At 46.2% G+C, this 16788-nt stretch carries 15 protein-coding genes and 3 pseudogenes; 1 reads left to right on the top strand and 17 read right to left on the bottom strand.

From position 1 onward, the window contains the following. The first annotated feature begins 14 nt into the window (after positions 1 to 14). Positions 15 to 344, top strand: coding sequence for a type II toxin-antitoxin system HigB family toxin (locus ACQG0S_RS05650; protein ID WP_032671566.1), 330 nt, complete (start codon positions 15 to 17; stop codon positions 342 to 344). Positions 345 to 427: 83 nt separating this feature from the next. On the opposite strand, the gene ACQG0S_RS05645 is transcribed toward ACQG0S_RS05650, so the two are convergent. From ACQG0S_RS05645 to ACQG0S_RS05565, 17 genes and pseudogenes are all read right to left on the bottom strand, one after another. After that, positions 428 to 991: a hypothetical protein gene (locus tag ACQG0S_RS05645; protein ID WP_023299532.1), complete on the bottom strand. Its 564-nt coding sequence runs from the start codon at positions 989 to 991 to the stop codon at positions 428 to 430. Positions 992 to 1123: 132 nt separating this feature from the next. Then, positions 1124 to 1462 carry a barstar family protein gene (locus tag ACQG0S_RS05640; RefSeq protein ID WP_023299531.1) on the bottom strand — a complete coding sequence of 113 codons (339 nt, stop codon included), beginning with the start codon at positions 1460 to 1462 and terminating at the stop codon, positions 1124 to 1126. A gap of 198 nt (positions 1463 to 1660) precedes the next feature. Continuing rightward, positions 1661 to 1987 carry a hypothetical protein gene (locus tag ACQG0S_RS05635; protein ID WP_048966880.1) on the bottom strand — a complete coding sequence of 109 codons (327 nt, stop codon included), beginning with the start codon at positions 1985 to 1987 and terminating at the stop codon, positions 1661 to 1663. A 252-nt stretch (positions 1988 to 2239) separates the two neighbouring features. Beyond that, positions 2240 to 2677 carry a hypothetical protein gene (locus tag ACQG0S_RS05630; RefSeq protein WP_065421698.1) on the bottom strand — a complete coding sequence of 146 codons (438 nt, stop codon included), beginning with the start codon at positions 2675 to 2677 and terminating at the stop codon, positions 2240 to 2242. Then, positions 2670 to 4367 (bottom strand): annotated as a pseudogene (locus ACQG0S_RS05625) (RHS repeat-associated core domain-containing protein); the annotation flags it as partial. The gene ACQG0S_RS05630 and the pseudogene ACQG0S_RS05625, both read right to left, overlap by 8 nt. Positions 4368 to 5030: 663 nt before the next feature. Next, a complete protein-coding gene (locus tag ACQG0S_RS05620) occupies positions 5031 to 5387 on the bottom strand; it encodes an SMI1/KNR4 family protein (RefSeq protein ID WP_048966233.1) in 357 nt (118 codons plus the stop codon). 109 nt (positions 5388 to 5496) lie between these two features. Beyond that, entirely contained in the window at positions 5497 to 5934 is a 438-nt protein-coding gene (locus ACQG0S_RS05615) for a hypothetical protein (RefSeq protein WP_045309195.1), read from the bottom strand. 184 nt (positions 5935 to 6118) lie between these two features. Continuing rightward, positions 6119 to 6502 carry an Imm50 family immunity protein gene (locus ACQG0S_RS05610; RefSeq protein ID WP_048966232.1) on the bottom strand — a complete coding sequence of 128 codons (384 nt, stop codon included), beginning with the start codon at positions 6500 to 6502 and terminating at the stop codon, positions 6119 to 6121. Between the two features lie 187 nt (positions 6503 to 6689). Further along, on the bottom strand, positions 6690 to 7136 hold the full coding sequence (locus ACQG0S_RS05605) for a hypothetical protein (RefSeq protein ID WP_048966231.1): 447 nt from the start codon (positions 7134 to 7136) through the stop codon (positions 6690 to 6692). Beyond that, positions 7136 to 7747, bottom strand: a pseudogene (locus tag ACQG0S_RS05600) (RHS repeat-associated core domain-containing protein); the annotation flags it as partial. The gene ACQG0S_RS05605 and the pseudogene ACQG0S_RS05600, both read right to left, overlap by 1 nt. Positions 7748 to 7838: 91 nt before the next feature. Continuing rightward, positions 7839 to 8219 carry a hypothetical protein gene (locus tag ACQG0S_RS05595; RefSeq protein ID WP_045309197.1) on the bottom strand — a complete coding sequence of 127 codons (381 nt, stop codon included), beginning with the start codon at positions 8217 to 8219 and terminating at the stop codon, positions 7839 to 7841. A gap of 356 nt (positions 8220 to 8575) precedes the next feature. Beyond that, positions 8576 to 8980, bottom strand: a complete 405-nt coding sequence (locus tag ACQG0S_RS05590) for an SMI1/KNR4 family protein (protein WP_048966229.1) — start codon at positions 8978 to 8980, stop codon at positions 8576 to 8578. 207 nt (positions 8981 to 9187) lie between these two features. Then, positions 9188 to 9562, bottom strand: a complete 375-nt coding sequence (locus ACQG0S_RS05585; protein ID WP_341474832.1) for a hypothetical protein — start codon at positions 9560 to 9562, stop codon at positions 9188 to 9190. A 703-nt stretch (positions 9563 to 10265) separates the two neighbouring features. After that, positions 10266 to 10568: a hypothetical protein gene (locus tag ACQG0S_RS05580; RefSeq protein ID WP_045309199.1), complete on the bottom strand. Its 303-nt coding sequence runs from the start codon at positions 10566 to 10568 to the stop codon at positions 10266 to 10268. A gap of 426 nt (positions 10569 to 10994) precedes the next feature. Next, entirely contained in the window at positions 10995 to 11372 is a 378-nt protein-coding gene (locus ACQG0S_RS05575; RefSeq protein ID WP_071892814.1) for a hypothetical protein, read from the bottom strand. A gap of 341 nt (positions 11373 to 11713) precedes the next feature. Continuing rightward, positions 11714 to 12228: pseudogene (locus ACQG0S_RS05570) on the bottom strand (RHS repeat-associated core domain-containing protein); the annotation flags it as partial. Positions 12229 to 12589: 361 nt separating this feature from the next. Continuing rightward, positions 12590 to 16771, bottom strand: coding sequence for a glycohydrolase toxin TNT-related protein (locus tag ACQG0S_RS05565; RefSeq protein ID WP_162268820.1), 4182 nt, complete (start codon positions 16769 to 16771; stop codon positions 12590 to 12592). Positions 16772 to 16788: the final 17 nt, after the last annotated feature.

The raw sequence follows: 16788 nt of genomic DNA, 5'->3' as shown, positions 1-16788 counted from the left end.
TAAATGTTTCCAATCTGGAAACAAGGGGCAAAAATGCCCGCAGTCTCAAGAGCGCTTTCGACGCGGCCACCAGACATTTTCCTATTCAAGAACTCGCTCTGGAAGATCTTTACTGGGTACTAAAAGGAGACCACTACCCATCACCAGACGACATGCGAAAGCGCTTCCCCAGCCGGGAGAGGATGAAATACCGGGAAAAATGGTGGGTCATTGACGTAGGTGGCGGGTATTTAAGAGTAATGTTATTTACTGATTTTGAGCGCGGAAAGCTCTTCATCAAACACACCAGCACTCACGCAGAGTATGACAAGCTCACGTACCTCTACCGGAGAACGAAAGAATGAACTTTGCAGCAGCCATCAAAGCGGCGAACAATCTGACAAGCGAGGCATATCCCATTCATTTATTTAAATAAAAAACATGTACCCTAGCCATAAAAATAATCATAGAATGCATTAAAACCTTCATTACCGATAAGAGGCGCAATTCTTTTCCGCAACTCATCAATAAAGTCACCTTTCACTTCGTCATTATCATCTGCTATATCAAAGATACCGTATTGACCATATACCAAATCAATAAGCTCAGCTAATGAAAATATAAATCCAGAGAGACTGCTAGCTATTTTAAATGGTTCAATTACATCATAACTAGCATAGACAGAGGTATTCCCTTCTTCGATAACCGCAATTAAAGGTTTACCTCCACCTAAATCATCACCAATAACAAGATAATTATCCGGTAAGTATTCATAACCACTTTGAGCCTTCGAGAGCTCACTGATAGAGTGAATTTTAATTGGCGTGAAGCCTGTTTCAATGTTTAATTTTTCCGGATTGTAATTTTTATATAAGTAATCAACATCTGTGGAACGAGGTAGGTTGGTTGGAAATGCATTGTCCAAGTCATTAACGGTATTGAAATTTCCGGATACCGAGTATTCATTACAAATAGCGGCTAGTTGCTTCAACGCCTCTTTAATCCCTCTCATCAGCCCTCCCTAAAGTATCTATGATTACACTCCACATAGTGAGTGAAAAATATACTTTCCGCAACATACTTCCGTTCAGAATAATATCAATTAATAAAAAACAGGCGAATTTTTCTTTTCGCCCGCCATATTTCACTTATGTTGTGCACAAAGCAATAACAAGATAGTTGGCTCCTCACCAAATAAAATACTTCTATTATTTACCTCTTGAATTGACAAAAGAAAATCATGCTTCAATCCCTCATTCAAATTGTTGATATTACTTATCTTAAGTAATAAAAACTCGTCTTGCTTTAAGTTTAAAGATGTCATCCCCTCTTCTGGGAATCGCAAACTAGTCAGGCAATCTATGAATGCATGGAAATTATTACCATAGAAATCAGGAAAGCCAAACAAGTGCTTAACCCTATCATGAAATTCTGTAACATCATTTATTTCTTTAAAGTCAATAGATAAAGTAATTACTTTCATTACTTCCATCCTCCCAGACCGATCTCTATGAAAGTGTTGTAATGGTCGTGACTATAAAATGCTTGACCTGTATTACCTAAGCTATACCTTTTCAACTGGGAAGTGGATAAGACTTTTAGCTTCATAAATATCACTCAGCAATAGCGATAGCATATTAATTAAAAAAAATCACCACTAAAAAATAATTTATTAAAATAACTACAAAATTGCCGGGAAGAATCCCGGCATATATTTACTCTTCTTCCAACTCAAAAGTAATTGCTTTATTGTTGAGAAATTCTCTATTACCGACATAATTTTCTTATAATTGCCGGAGTGAATTTGAATAAAAAATTCATCTTTTTTCTTTGCTATTTCGAAATCAGCCCCCCAATCAGATGAAGAATCTTTTATAGAAAACCCAAATGCATTATCTGAAGAATGACTCAAAATGTATGAATCACTCTTTTCGAAAACAACTTTAATTCCAAAGAAGATATCATCTTGGTGAGAGCTGTTTACAATCAAATGATATTCAATGCTCATAATTATCTATCACTCCCAGGAGGTCGACCTCTGACAACAGGGTAATCAGCTGGATTTCGGATACCCATATGGGTTAAATTAGGGTCCGTTGAAATATTACCCAAATCGTCTAACTGGCTTCATTCGGTCCATAATCCTGCCGCTCCCGCAGCAGGTGGTAGTTCCGCCACAGGATGTGGGTTAAACTATTAACAAAATCAATAATCTATCTTTGAACATGTAACTAACTGACAGAGGAGATGCCCCCCGACTTTAAATCATTTTTTTGTAATATATCCTTAAAGAATGCTCGTCATCACTGATAATAAAAACCCTGTCTGGATCTTCAAAAAGGAGACATATGTCATAAGTATCATTTATTTTAAAAAGGCTTGCTAAAAATAAACGAAAATCGTTCACATGGACACATACACTGGCAACACCCTCATAGATAAAGCAACAGAAACCCTCGTTATCCACATGTAATATATCTATCGTTTTTTCGACCAATTCCTTTACATTAACCGGTTGTTCAAAATGAAATCCTTCAATTTCATCTTTTATGGAGTTAACTCTTTTTAACTCCTCACGATGCCAAGTAAAATCCTTCTCATTCACTAATGAGATAGAGTAGGAGTCAATCCCATCGATACTTTTTGCAAATCCCTTTGCTCTATGCATGATTAATTTTTCTTCAATTCTACTAGTCATAATAAATATGATGATCATTGGTTGAAGGCACATTAATCTTTTGATACCTGGACTCTTTAAAATCATAGGTTCTAGGATCTGCGCCTGGTTTAGATTTTCCAGCATGTGTATGTGGACCTGGAGCCCTTGGATCGGCGGTATGCTCAACAACTACCTTTTTATGCCCCTGAGCATCTGTATATTCATAATATCTACCATGAGAACCAAGATCTTCTGAATATTGATAGTTAGTGCTTCCCCTTCTCCTCTTATCACTTCCAACAATCCATTGTCTCTCTGGCTGTTGAGAGCGTGGGATACCTGCGGTGTCTTTCGCTTTATTTAAAGCCTGTCGTCTGTTTGTACCAGTACATGAAAGACCCAGCGGATCAATCCACCCCAACGGATTCGGCGCATACTGATATAGGTTCCACCCGCCATTCAGCCCAATCGGATCCTGCACAATAAACCGCCCGACCTGCGGGTCGTAGTAGCGGAACAGATTATAGTGCAGCCCCGTTTCACCGTCAGCGTACTGCCCGGCATAGCGCAGCGGCTGGTGTGCCATCGCCGTGCGGTTCATCAACCGTGAGAACCCTTCGCTCTGATGGCGCACCTCGCCAAAGCTGCCGTACTGGCCGCTCCAGCGCACCGCGCCGCGCTCGTCGGTCACTTCCAGCGGGGCGCCGTTCAGGTCGGTACTGAACCAGTAAATCTCACCGCTGCTCTGGTCATGAAGATGGTCCACCCGCGCCAGCGGGCTCCAGGCCTCATTCGGGTCGTAGATATAGGTGCTGCACGGCCCGCTCCCCTGCTGCTCCTGCAGCAGGCGATAGCCCTGCCACAGGAAGCGGGTATTGGTGGTGCCGTGCGCGGTGGTGACGATTTTGCGCGTGCGGCGGCCCAGCGCGTCGTAGTGATAGCGCGCCTCAAACCGCCCTTCCGGCCCGGTTCCCCGGGCGGACACCAGCCGGTTCTCGGCGTCATACGCATAATGCTGCTCGTACAGCCCGATGCGGCGGCTGACCAGGTTGCCCCAGTGGTCGTATTTCATAAACAGCGCCTGCCAGTGCTGCAGGCGGTTATCCGTAACCGGTACCGCATCGTCACTGGCGGCGAGGTTATCCGCGGCGTCATAGCTGAACTGCGCGCGGCTGTGTCCCTGTCGGGCCTCGTAGTGCTTCAGCAGACGCCCTTCGGCGTCGTAGCCGTAGTCCACCTCACCGCGCAGGGTGTCGCTGACGCCGGAAAGCTCACCGCGCGCGGTGTAGCGGTACAGGCGTTCCAGTAGCGCCTGCTCCGGCAGGGTAACGTCCGTGCTCAGTTCGCTGCACTGCAGGGTGCGTCTGCCGAGGCTGTCATACTGGCGGAACTGCTCGCGCGCGCCCTGGGTGCGGCGCACTTCCCGGTGCAGGCGGTCGCGGGTGAACTCGGTCACCAGCTGCTGCCCGAAGCGGATGGCGCTGACGTGGCCGGAGCCGTAGTGCAGCCAGGCCAGCTTTTGCCCGCCGGGCAGCGTCAGGCCGGTCAGGTTGCTCAGGGCATCCCATTCGTAGCCCACCGCGCCGTTAATGCCGGACTCGCTCAGCACGCGCCCGGCGGCGTCGTGGCGGTAAGCGATCTCATCACTTTCGATACCCAGGGCAACGCCTTCGGCGGTTGGCGTACGGCGGATGCGGGTAATCTGGCCGCTCGGGTCGCGGAAATGGCGATTTGCATGAAACAATAATGCTACCGCCATACCCTGATCAATTAAGCTATCTGCACGATAACTATTTTACTTTTTAAACAGCAGATTAAACACAGAAACTTACTTACACATAGTACTGTTTTATGGTCGACTATATAGGTATTATCTATCCCAGCCGTAAAATCGAAGCCTGAGCCAGATATGCACAGAGTCTTTTTTCACACTTCAAGATCTAGTAGCCAGAAACGACGAGATTGGGATTATCATCAATATTTCATTCATATTATGAATATCATCACTGGTAACAAATAAGTAGAATTTATCATTATAAAAAGTCAAATGGTTTATTTTATAACGTGCTTATCTAATGTTCTAAACCTAACAATGCTGTCGACTTTAATATGAAGATTTAAATACAAGCATACGTGATACTCTTATTTTAATATTTATCCATTTAATAACCTCTAAATTTAAAAATAAGCCATAATCATATTGTTAATATGACTTAATTTTGAAATATCATAAATCAACAGTTACATTCATTCCTGCATCAAGGGAAGTCTTACAAATTATCTTGTGAAATTCAGTAAAGCCATTAGTAATTTTATAGATATTGCCGCACTCATTTTGCTCAGCGATCTCAAACTCTTGGATATCATCCTCAGCATGTAGATGTGTTCTATCTCAATAATAAACCCCATGACTTTCACTTCCATTTAGAATAAGATAAAAGTTACCTCCAGGCTCATCACCAATAATTAACTTATCATCAATAAAATCAAGTTCATTTAAAAAATTTTCATTTTGACGAAAAATGTCGTGGTTTGGATTTTTCATATTTATTCCAAAAAGGGCATAAAAGGCGATAACCCCTTCATCGACGCCTTCATACTCTAACTCACAAAAACCCGGAGATTTTACAATAAAGCCATTTTTCAACCTGAGGAAATCTTTATAATCTTCAGGCAAACTGATTATGAATTTTTCCTCCAAAATTTTAATTTCATCTTTATTTGCAGGCTTACCGCATGAAATAGGCATAAGCTTTCCTCACTAAGGTCATGACTTCTTGATCTTAGATACTCCACACTATGGAAAAATTGTCTGTGGTAATAAAAGCCGGAACTTAATGGTTTCCGGCATATTTCATTCATTTATCTAAATCAAAAAACCATTCAATGAAAGAATTAAAGTCTACCCATTGAGGCTTTAATTCCCCCTGTAGGAACTTAGTTAAAGCATCCCCTACATTGATAAATAAAACCTCTCCAGTTTTTTTGTTATAAAAATACCCACCCTCGTTTTGAAAACCATCCAAGGGAATATACTCGTTTGGTATTTTTAATATTTCATGTGTTCTTTTAAGATCAAGTTGGTACGAGGAATTTATAACAAACCAGCAGATCTGATAAATTTCATGATTCCTGCTATGAAAAGTAGCCCCATCCTCAACGCGCAAATAAAATTGAGCAAAATCAGAAGAAAGGTCAATACCTAAAGAAAGCAAAGCATCACTATACTCTTGAGTGATATCATCATACCACCAACCTCGAGATTGACTCATTAGCGTTATTTTATTAGATAACATAATCTCTCAACCACATTTTGTTTTTCGGCTATTTAATTATTCTAGCTCTCCCCCTTCAATATGCTTCACGGCACAGATTAAACCAATCTCATACTAAGGGAATAGGATATACTTATTCAGTAGACCGAACCAACTTTAAATTATAAAAGCCAGGAAAATTTAAAAATCCATCCCGACCTTTAGCTTACTGACTAATATATACGGAAGGTCCCATCAATTGTATATGCGAACACTTCAAATTTAAAAAAATATCTGCCCCCTTTATTATAACTTCACTATGGGGAGTCTTTTTTTGTATTTCTATTTTTGCTGGCATATCCGTAAACATACCTTCTATTTTTAAGAATTTTACTCCACTGCAATTTATACCACACTTATATCTATTATAGCCTTTAACCCATTTTTGGGGAGGATTGTCATGCAATTCATTAACAAGGTCAAAACATATTATTACCGTAGCAACTTCGCGGTCTATTTTAATATCAAAGATGTCGATTTCATTCACTTCAACATCTCTACTGAAAACCTTATTAAACAAAATACTACCTTCGATTTCATTCCAATACATATGACTCTTCTCAAATTTCATGATTGTCTAATGTGCCAGAAACTGAACCTATCCAGGCAATTTCGAATGTTCTTTTTAAAATAGTCTCAGAGGGACATCACCAACACCGTAAGACTCTTGCTCCGGTTTTTTATCAAATCATAAGCATTACCTAAAACGTCCTGGGAGGATGAACCTCCCATTTCAATCATTTTTTATCTGACCATGAGAAACCGAAATCAATATATCCTTCAGCACTTATCACTAGACACCATTTATTTTCTCCATCAAAAAAGTAATGATGCTGAGGGATATTTTTTATTGCCATATCAAGAAATAAAAAAAACTGCTTGGGATTCAACCTGACAGAAAAATCAAGAGACGAGTCATTTATATAGTAAATATCATCACTATTTGAAATCACATCATGAACATCAGTATCATAAATGAATTTATTTATATCTACCAACCAATCCTTATAATCTCCATGTAGTTCTAAAGACCTATGAGCATTGGTCTTTGACCAGTCAATTTTTGAACCAGCCCAACTATAACTATCGGATAACTCATCCGCAATGTGTTCCCAGTCATCCACAATTTCTGGTTGTTCAGGAAGCAAAGATATTTCCTTCCTGATTTCATCATCGAGCGTCATTAAGAGCCTCTCCATGGTTTTGATGGTAAATTAAATAAATATTGAATTTTTGTTACAACGGATTCAGGTGCATCAAACATGAAGTGCTCCCCTTTATCTTTACCGCTAAACACATTGATATGAGCTCCGCTTCGCTCATCATACTCAACTCTAGAACCTGTTTTTCCGTCAATTGTTGTCATCCCGACAGGTTGACCTTTAGTCGAACCAAATTTGCCTGTGTTAACTTTTTCGGCTTTAAAACCTCGCTCTTCTAACCATTTAAGAGCCTTATTTCTGGCCTGTTTATATGAGTCTTTGGATGAACAGGTAGACAATCCCAGCGGATAAATCCACCCCAACGGATTCGGCGCATATTGATAAAGGTTCCACCCGCCATTCAGCCCAATCAGATCCTGCACAATAAATCGCCCGACCTGCGGGTCGTAGTAGCGGAAAAGGTTATAGTACAGTCCCGTTTCACCGTCAGCGTACTGCCGGGCATAGCGAAGCGGCTGATGCGCCATTGCCGTGCGGTTCACAAGCCTTGAGAACCCTTCGCTCTGATGGCGTACCTCGCCAAAGCTGCCGTACTGGCCGCTCCAGCGCACCTTGCCGCATTCGCCGGTTATCATGAAATCGATTGACAGCACGAGGTTGAAAAGAGCTGTAGATACAGCGTGATTTTAAGATAAATATTGACCTTATCTGGGATCGGTATATTCATCCTTTGGTTAAGCGTGTATTCACTATGTCATTCACATAATGTTCAATCGACATATTGTGCTCCCGATTAATCTGAGAAATCAATGCGCTAAGATGCTCTTGCGATTCATGAAGGGTAGTGGCAATAAGATTATCAAAATCGTTCTGAGTAAATCGTTTATGTCCTTTCAACGTCGAGTGCTGAAGCAGAGTGTGCGCGGTCACTTCCAGCACGGCCCGCCGGTAATGATCGGACAGCAGGACGTCAAGATCGGTCTGACTAATATCAAACTCAAAATAAAAGCTGACAAATCCCGATTCAACAGGTAATGAATATATAAGCCTGTCATTTAACTTATTAACATAAGGTTCGTAACCGTCTCCCATCAATCGTTGCATTTATCTTTTCCTTCTTTCGTCATCAATCTGAAGCTATGTAATAATATTCATCAAGCATGTAAATGCAATACCATTCCAAATTGGGCTATTGCACGCATTGCCATTTAACATGCTATTCTTCAGCATTAACATTAAATTATACGTACGCTGAAGCTTACGGTTTTAATCTTGGTTTTCATATCAGAACAATATCAATGATTACCAATAAATATAAACAAATCAAACACAAACCCAGTTATTAAATTTACAAGCATTAAATTAATGACTGACATTAAATAGTTTAATTAGTTACTTTCCTTTAGATTTCGATAACAACAAAATCACTTTTGTGAATTTTATACACTACCTTATTGCTTTCAAAGAAACAATTCCTCTAAAAATTCTGAGAACGAACCAGAAACCAATTCAACTTCCTTATCATCCATCAAAAAAACAAACACTTTCCCTAATGAATCATCAGATTTGAGAGATAGCAGAAAAGAATTCCCCCCGTCATCATATGCAAAAGGAACCATATTCCTCAATTTGCCAAACGACTCAACAAGGTCACGGTAGAGTTGTTCTATAGGCAGGTCACCATATTTTATAGGGTTAAACCCGCCAAGCATAAACGGATTACCATCTTCATTTTTATGAGGATATCCGCCATTATTTTTCAGATAAAAATCAAGAAATGAAGCGGGAAGATGATTATCAAAACTCGTATTGAAAGCATTTATCTCGTATACAGTTAGTTTATTTTCTGAACCAGTAAGACACATAGTAATTTCACCCTAACGCATCTACAGGTGCGTATTTTTGTAAAGGTTCCGCACGTATTAAATTATACAAAGGACTGAGTTCGAAAGTTGGTTTAATGCCCACCTCAAACCACAACAATCGAAGAAATTATTTCTTTCACCATTTCTGATATTGTTCGAAAAAGACACCCAGCGCAGAAATATATAAATTATCACCAGACACCGCCATCAGATATCCTTCCAAAATGCAGTATCGCTCGCCCCTGTTAACTTAATAATTTCCGATATAGAATATGTTTTTAAAACATGCGAACCAACACCTCTGATAAATAGCTCAAAACTATCAGCTATCGATTCCCATCCATCCATAGTATGCTCACTTGTAAGAGCATAAACTTTGCCATCATGATTATTAAGTAAAATAGTATAACGGTCTGATATTGCAACACATATCACACCATCTGGTCTATGCTTGCCAATCCACCAATGGTTAAATTCATCATTGTTAATACTGATTATTTTCTCCAAATAATCACCACCATGGCCGAAAGATATATTCCCCAAAGAGAAGTTATCAATATCATAATTATTGACAAACTTAATAAAATCCTTTGAGAAATTTACACGAAGTTTTTCCTCAGAAAGTTTGATATTGTTTATCAGGCGAAATTCTTTTTTTCAAAATCAAATCATCCATCTCTCCATTAAAAGGAGAGAACTTCTCATGTAATTTAACTTCAATTTCATTTATTGTTAATAACACAATTATTACTCTCAATTCGTATGTCAAACATCGCCATTGCCAACATGAGTACGTCCAGGTGCGAGTATAGCATATATTCCAAATATCGACATGTTAACGTATTATTGTAACTCCTTTATAATTCACATGCTCAGGAAATACGTTAATCTAGGTTTCATCTATTTTCGGTAACTGTTCTACTTCTTTTATTCTATATAACTCGCTTTAACTTAAGGAACCCGATGCATATCAGATTATTGACTCCAAAATTCCTGGCGTTTTCTTATATAACAATTTGAAGTACGTGTTCCTGATATTAACGTTCTGGTATCTATTTAGAATGCATGATGAGGTCCTCCGGTGTAATGAGGATCAACCCGCGTCTGGTATAGATTGTTACCTCTGACTTCAAATCCCCTACATAACCCAATCGGATCCTGTACAGTAAACCGCACAATCTGCGGGTCGTAGTAGAGGATGGATTATTAATTTTATGTTTGTGGTTCAAGAAAGGATTATTTCATATCAAAACCGGGCGAATTTCTCACCCGGCCTTCATTCTTTCTAGCTTAGACAGTTTATTACTAGCGAGTCTAACTCTATCCATGCATCTTCTAATTTAAAAGCCAAATCTGGTTTGTTTTCCACTTTATCAAAACTAGCATACGCATTTCTTATCATTTGAGGTATTGTATATAAATACAAAGCTAATTCTTTATCTATGGATTCATTATTTTTCAAAAGATTAGCAAGCTCTTCTAAACTAGAGACCAATTCATTATACTGTATATCATTGAAAATCATATTAATTCTAACAATATTAACAAAATCATTATCAATTATTTTTTTCTTTACATCATTTAACATAAATGACCTATTAAAATATTAAGGTTTCGTGAAATGCCTTACCAAAATTAAAACTTTTTGGTGCGCCGCATCAGCATTTCGAATAAACGGTGTTTGTAAATTCTCTGCTGATGCCTGGCTTCTGGTGGAGGAAATCCAAGAGTCACGCGAATGCGGAGCACCTGCAATATGTTAGGCCGGTGTTATTTTATGCTAAGCTGTTGTACTTATTTTTTTATCCGCTCACAAACTCTCGCGTTTCCAGGCGTCACCGCTCTTATGACAGTATTACCATTACATAACCCCCACAGAGCAAACCACCCCAGCGGATACAGTGCATACTGAAAAAGATTCCACCCTGCATTCAACCCAAGCGGATCCTGCACAATTAACTGCCCAACCTGTAGGTCTTAGTAGCGGAACAAGTAATTTCTTCTCAGTTTCAAACTACACTTCAAAAGGATACAATGAGATATTTTTTATGGCTGTTGAAAACGAAACAAATTTACTACCACCTGGGTAGGACTCAACATCTAAAAAAATGATCTGACCACCTAGTGAAACAGTTAAAACCCCGTCACTCTCATAAGAGATGACCTGAGAAACAAATAACATTCCATCACCATCCACCTTGATTTCAGGTGTCTCCTGACAAACATCATTAATATTCAAGCCCCATTTAAAAATGTCATCTACATCAAATTCGACATTATAACAACCATTTACTTCCGGTGGTTCACCACACCATACAGCCACTCCATTGCCTAAAGATGAGGTGAACTCTACTTTATTTCCATCAAATTTTACTACTGTTATGTTTGTCATTTTAGTATCGGTACTCTCACAACAAGATTATCAACATTCATGACATTATTTGCAGGATCTAATGTCCATGTTTCTTCATGGTAATGATGTTTAGTAGGTTTACTATTCATTTCATGGTTACCATAACGGATACTTCTCTTACCGTCAGCCGATACGATTCGGTCTGGGTCTGGTAATCCAGTTCTTGGATGGATATTTGTATGGGGGCCGGGGCCAAGGAAATCATCCCAACGATTAAGGGCATCCTCTGGTTTAACTGGCTTAGGAGCATAAGTCTCATTGTGGTACCCCTGCCCTGGAGGATTAGGATTTTTTCCACCAGCATTAGATTCTGTCTTGCATAAACCCAGCGGATCAATCCACCCCAACGGGTTCGGCGCATACTGATAAAGGTTCCACCCACCATTCAACCCAATCGGATCCTGCACAATAAACCGCCCGACCTGCGGGTCGTAGTAGCGGAACAGGTTATAATGCAGCCCCGTTTCACCATCAGCGTACTGCCCGGCATAGCGAAGCGGCTGGTGTGCCATCGCCGTGCGATTCACCGCCCGTGAGAACCCTTCGCTCTGGTGGCGTACCTCGCCAAAGCTGCCGTACTGGCCGCTCCAGCGCACAGCGCCGCGCTCGTCGGTCACCTCAAGCGGCGCGCCGTTCAGGTCGGTATTGACCAGTAAATCTCACAGCTCTTCTGGTCACGAAGGTGATCCACCCGCGCCTGCGGGCTCCAGGCTTCATTCGGGTCGTAAATATAGGTGCTGTACAGCCCGCTTGTCTCCTGCTCCAGCAGCAGGCGTTAGCCCTGCCACAAGAAGCGGGTGTTGGTGGTGCCGTGCGACGTGGTGACGATTTTCCGATTAGAAAACAGTACTTACCAGACTAAAAAAGATTGATGCGGCAGAATTACACTCACATTCTTTGATTATTATTACCAAAGCATGAAAATTAGTACCAGCCTAAGAAACACCAAAAACTGGCACCTAATTTTACATACTTTTTGAAACTAGAACCATTTGGTGATTCTGGCAAGGAAGGATTGACAGGCATCACTTTCAGTTGCAAAAAACTCAACCTCTGTGCGTTTTCCATGTTCACTATAAAAAACACACCATAGCCCTCCATCGAGGATCAAACATAATGTCTCATCCTTAACACCATCAATAGAGTAGCTATTTCTGGGTATGTTTAATTTATTTAACTCACTTTGTAACTCTACTCTATCCACAGGTTTTGCCTTCTGTTTGCTTAATTACTTTCAAATGTCCGGAATCAATATAACTCTGTACAGACTGTTGGAGCTTATATTGAGTGCCCATACCCATTTCACCAAACCAAGGGGCAATTTTACTTTCCTGTACGTTTGGTATTGGCTTCATAACTTCATAAATAGTATAAGGTTTTGCATCAGTTCCTGGAGGCAAAGCACGCATCGGATATGGGGTTCCGACAGGTGATGTATAAGTACCACCCGGATATCCATAACGATCAATTTGTGTTCCTGGTTTCAATAAAGTTATCTTGGTTTCACCATAGGCACCATCATTTGGAGGCCAATAAGTGACCAGGTCTGTGCCACTTAAGCCCCACGGATCAATCCACCCCAACGGGTTCGGCGCATACTGATAAAGGTTCCACCCACCATTCAGCCCAATCGGATCCTGCACAATAAACCGCCCGACCTGCGGGTCGTAGTAGCGGAACAGATTATAGTGCAGCCCCGTTTCACCGTCAGCGTACTGCCCGGCATAGCGCAGCGGCTGGTGTGCCATCGCCGTGCGGTTCATCAACCGTGAGAACCCTTCGCTCTGATGGCGCACCTCGCCAAAGCTGCCGTACTGGCCGCTCCAGCGCACCGCGCCGCGCTCGTCGGTCACTTCCAGCGGGGCGCCGTTCAGGTCGGTACTGAACCAGTAAATCTCACCGCTGCTCTGGTCATGAAGATGGTCCACCCGCGCCAGCGGGCTCCAGGCCTCATTCGGGTCGTAGATATAGGTGCTGCACGGCCCGCTCCCCTGCTGCTCCTGCAGCAGGCGATAGCCCTGCCACAGGAAGCGGGTATTGGTGGTGCCGTGCGCGGTGGTGACGATTTTGCGCGTGCGGCGGCCCAGCGCGTCGTAGTGATAGCGCGCCTCAAACCGCCCTTCCGGCCCGGTTCCCCGGGCGGACACCAGCCGGTTCTCGGCGTCATACGCATAATGCTGCTCGTACAGCCCGATGCGGCGGCTGACCAGGTTGCCCCAGTGGTCGTATTTCATAAACAGCGCCTGCCAGTGCTGCAGGCGGTTATCCGTAACCGGTACCGCATCGTCACTGGCGGCGAGGTTATCCGCGGCGTCATAGCTGAACTGCGCGCGGCTGTGTCCCTGTCGGGCCTCGTAGTGCTTCAGCAGACGCCCTTCGGCGTCGTAGCCGTAGTCCACCTCACCGCGCAGGGTGTCGCTGACGCCGGAAAGCTCACCGCGCGCGGTGTAGCGGTACAGGCGTTCCAGTAGCGCCTGCTCCGGCAGGGTAACGTCCGTGCTCAGTTCGCTGCACTGCAGGGTGCGTCTGCCGAGGCTGTCATACTGGCGGAACTGCTCGCGCGCGCCCTGGGTGCGGCGCACTTCCCGGTGCAGGCGGTCGCGGGTGAACTCGGTCACCAGCTGCTGCCCGAAGCGGATGGCGCTGACGTGGCCGGAGCCGTAGTGCAGCCAGGCCAGCTTTTGCCCGCCGGGCAGCGTCAGGCCGGTCAGGTTGCTCAGGGCATCCCATTCGTAGCCCACCGCGCCGTTAATGCCGGACTCGCTCAGCACGCGCCCGGCGGCGTCGTGGCGGTAAGCGATCTCATCGCTTTCGATACCCAGGGCAACGCCTTCGGCGGTTGGCGTGCGGCGGATGCGGGTAATCTGGCCGCTCAGGTCGCGGAAGTAGCGGTACTCCGCGTGGCGCTGAGTGCGCCCGATCAGCAGCCCGCTGTCGTCATAGCTGAACTGCTGGACGCGACGGGCGATGCCGCCGTCGGCGGCAGGCCGGCCGTTTTCTTCGAGCGCGCAGAGGAACCCTCGCGCGTCCCATTCCATATGGCGCACGGTCTCGTCCGGGCGCGTTTCGCTGAGCGGGCGGCCCACGGCGTCGTAGGTGAAGCGGTATTCCGCCCCGTTGCCGTTATCGAGTCGCAGCAGGTTACCGCGCGGGTCGTAGCGCCACTGGCGCACGCGGCCAATACGGTCGGTGAGGCTGACCGGGAGGCCGAGCGCGTTATAGGCCCAGCTCACCTCGCTTTCCAGCGGGTCGCGCCAGCCCGTGAGCTGGCCGCGTTCGTTCCACACCAGCGACTCGCGGCTGCCGTCCGGATGGATCACGGCGCTGAGCAGCCCGGCACGGCTCCACTCCCGCCGCGTGATATTCCCTTCTGCATCTTCGCTGGCAATCAGTTGCCCGAAGCGGTCGTAGGTGAAGCGGGTGACGCTGCCGGAGCAGTCGGTGCGCTGCGTCAGCAGCCCCTGGTGGTTCCAGGCCAGGCGCACCACGCCGCCGATGGCGTCGGTGATGCTCTCCGGGAGGAATTCTTCATCATCGGGATAGCGATACGCGGTGGTGCTACCGGCCGGATCCGTCTCCGACAGCAGGCGACCGCGAAGGTCGTACATGGCCTGCGATGAGGTACCGTCCGGGTAAACCGTGCGGGTGATGCGGTCGGTCAGGCGATGCCAGTGATACTCCGTGCGGCGGCCCGCCGGGTCCGTCTCGCTGGTCATGCGGCCGTATTTGTCCCACGTGCTGCGGCGCATCGCCCCGCCCGGCAGAATGACGTGGCAGAGCTCGCCGTCGCGGTAGACAAACGTCGTCTGGCGACCGTCGTAATCCGTGAAGCGCGCGATGTTGTCGTCGTCATCCACCAGCCAGTGCGCCTGCGCGCCGTCTTCGCGGGTCGCGCGGCGGGTGCCGTTCTCAAAATCGTATTCGAACGTCAGCCGTTCGCCGCCGCTATGGCGGAAGCCGACCACGCGCGGCAGGCCGTCAATCTCCCGCCAGCGGTATTCGCTCAGCAGGCCGTTGGCGTCCTCATGAGCGCTCATCAGCCCGTCCTGCCAGCTGAAGCGTCGGCGCACGCTACCGCCCCGGCCGGTCACGGAGACCAGCTGGCGCTGTTCATCATAAGCGTAACTGACCAGGCAGATCTCGTCATCCAGCCAGGCGCCAACGAGCCTGTCGCGGTCGTAGCGGCAGACCACGCGCTGGCCCGCACAGTCGGTCAGGGCATGCAGGGTATTATCCGCATTCCACTCAAAGAGGATATCGTTGCCGCAGGGTTCGGAGAGGCGCTGGAGCAGCGACGGGGCAGCATCCCGCAGCGGCGCATAGTGCCAGCGCTCGCCGCTGACGTCATACACCGACCAGCTGTCGTCCTGGTGATGTTCAAGCCAGTTTTTTTCGCTTTCGCAGTAGGAGCGCATCCCTTTCGGGACCTTCGGGAAGGCGACGTAATCGCCGGACGGTGCGCGCCACACCAGGCCGTCCTGATAAGGCTCCAGGCGGCTTTCCCAGAACAGGCTCCATCCGCGGCCCAACACGCTGTCGCCGGGATTGCCGCTGCGCCAGTAGCGCTGCCAACGCACCGGAAGACGGGAAGGCAGGACGAAGTCCAGCTCATCATCCCCGCTGAGAAACTTCTGTCCGCTGACGATATCCACCGGGCGGGCGATGATCCCCGCGGCCGCCACGCCGGTCATCAGCGTGCCGGCGCGACAGGCGATACGGGCCAGCTTGTTGATGCCGGGGATTTTGCCCAGCAGCTTAGAGAGCGCCCCGACTTTGCCAGCGGCGCCGCCCCAGCCACCGAGAAGCCCGGCGAACAGCAGGGTAAGATCGGAGACCTTATAGAGCCACTCGGGCACTTCAGACTGAATGGGGAGGGTTTGCTGCGGATCGCCGCCGATAATGACGTTGTCCGAACCGGTCATCACCTTCGCGTCGCAGGTGGTGCGATCCCCGATGCGTGACGCAGGCTGGCTGTTAATGGAGACTCGCTTAGAGCCTTCGGCCATCTGCTGCGAGCCGTCGTCAGAACAGTCGACGGTGCTATCGGTGGCAAGCGCGGCGGGTTTACCGTTGATAAACACGTTGGGCGAGCCGGAGGTGATGACGCCTTTCTTCGTCATGCTGGATGCCCCGGCGTCGGCGATGCTGTCCCTGGCGGCAGTCGCCAGCTCCCCGGTGTAATACCCCACGGCCAGACTGGCGCCGACAAGCAGGACGCCCACGCCAAGACAGGATGCGCCGAGACCGGCAATAAACATGGCCCCCGCCAGAATGCCCCCGGCGGCGGCAATCAGGCCACCGACAATCGTTCCGGCAATCATCCCGGCCAGCGCACCGGAGTGGCCGATATCATCACCAACGCGTGCTGCTTCAAACATAACAACGGTCCCTGAAG

Source organism: Enterobacter cloacae complex sp. 418I7 (genome assembly GCF_050030705.1).
Taxonomy (GTDB): domain Bacteria; phylum Pseudomonadota; class Gammaproteobacteria; order Enterobacterales; family Enterobacteriaceae; genus Enterobacter; species Enterobacter intestinihominis.
The sequence above is the reverse complement of the archived record's forward strand: the minus strand, read 5'-3'. Positions and strand labels throughout refer to the sequence as shown.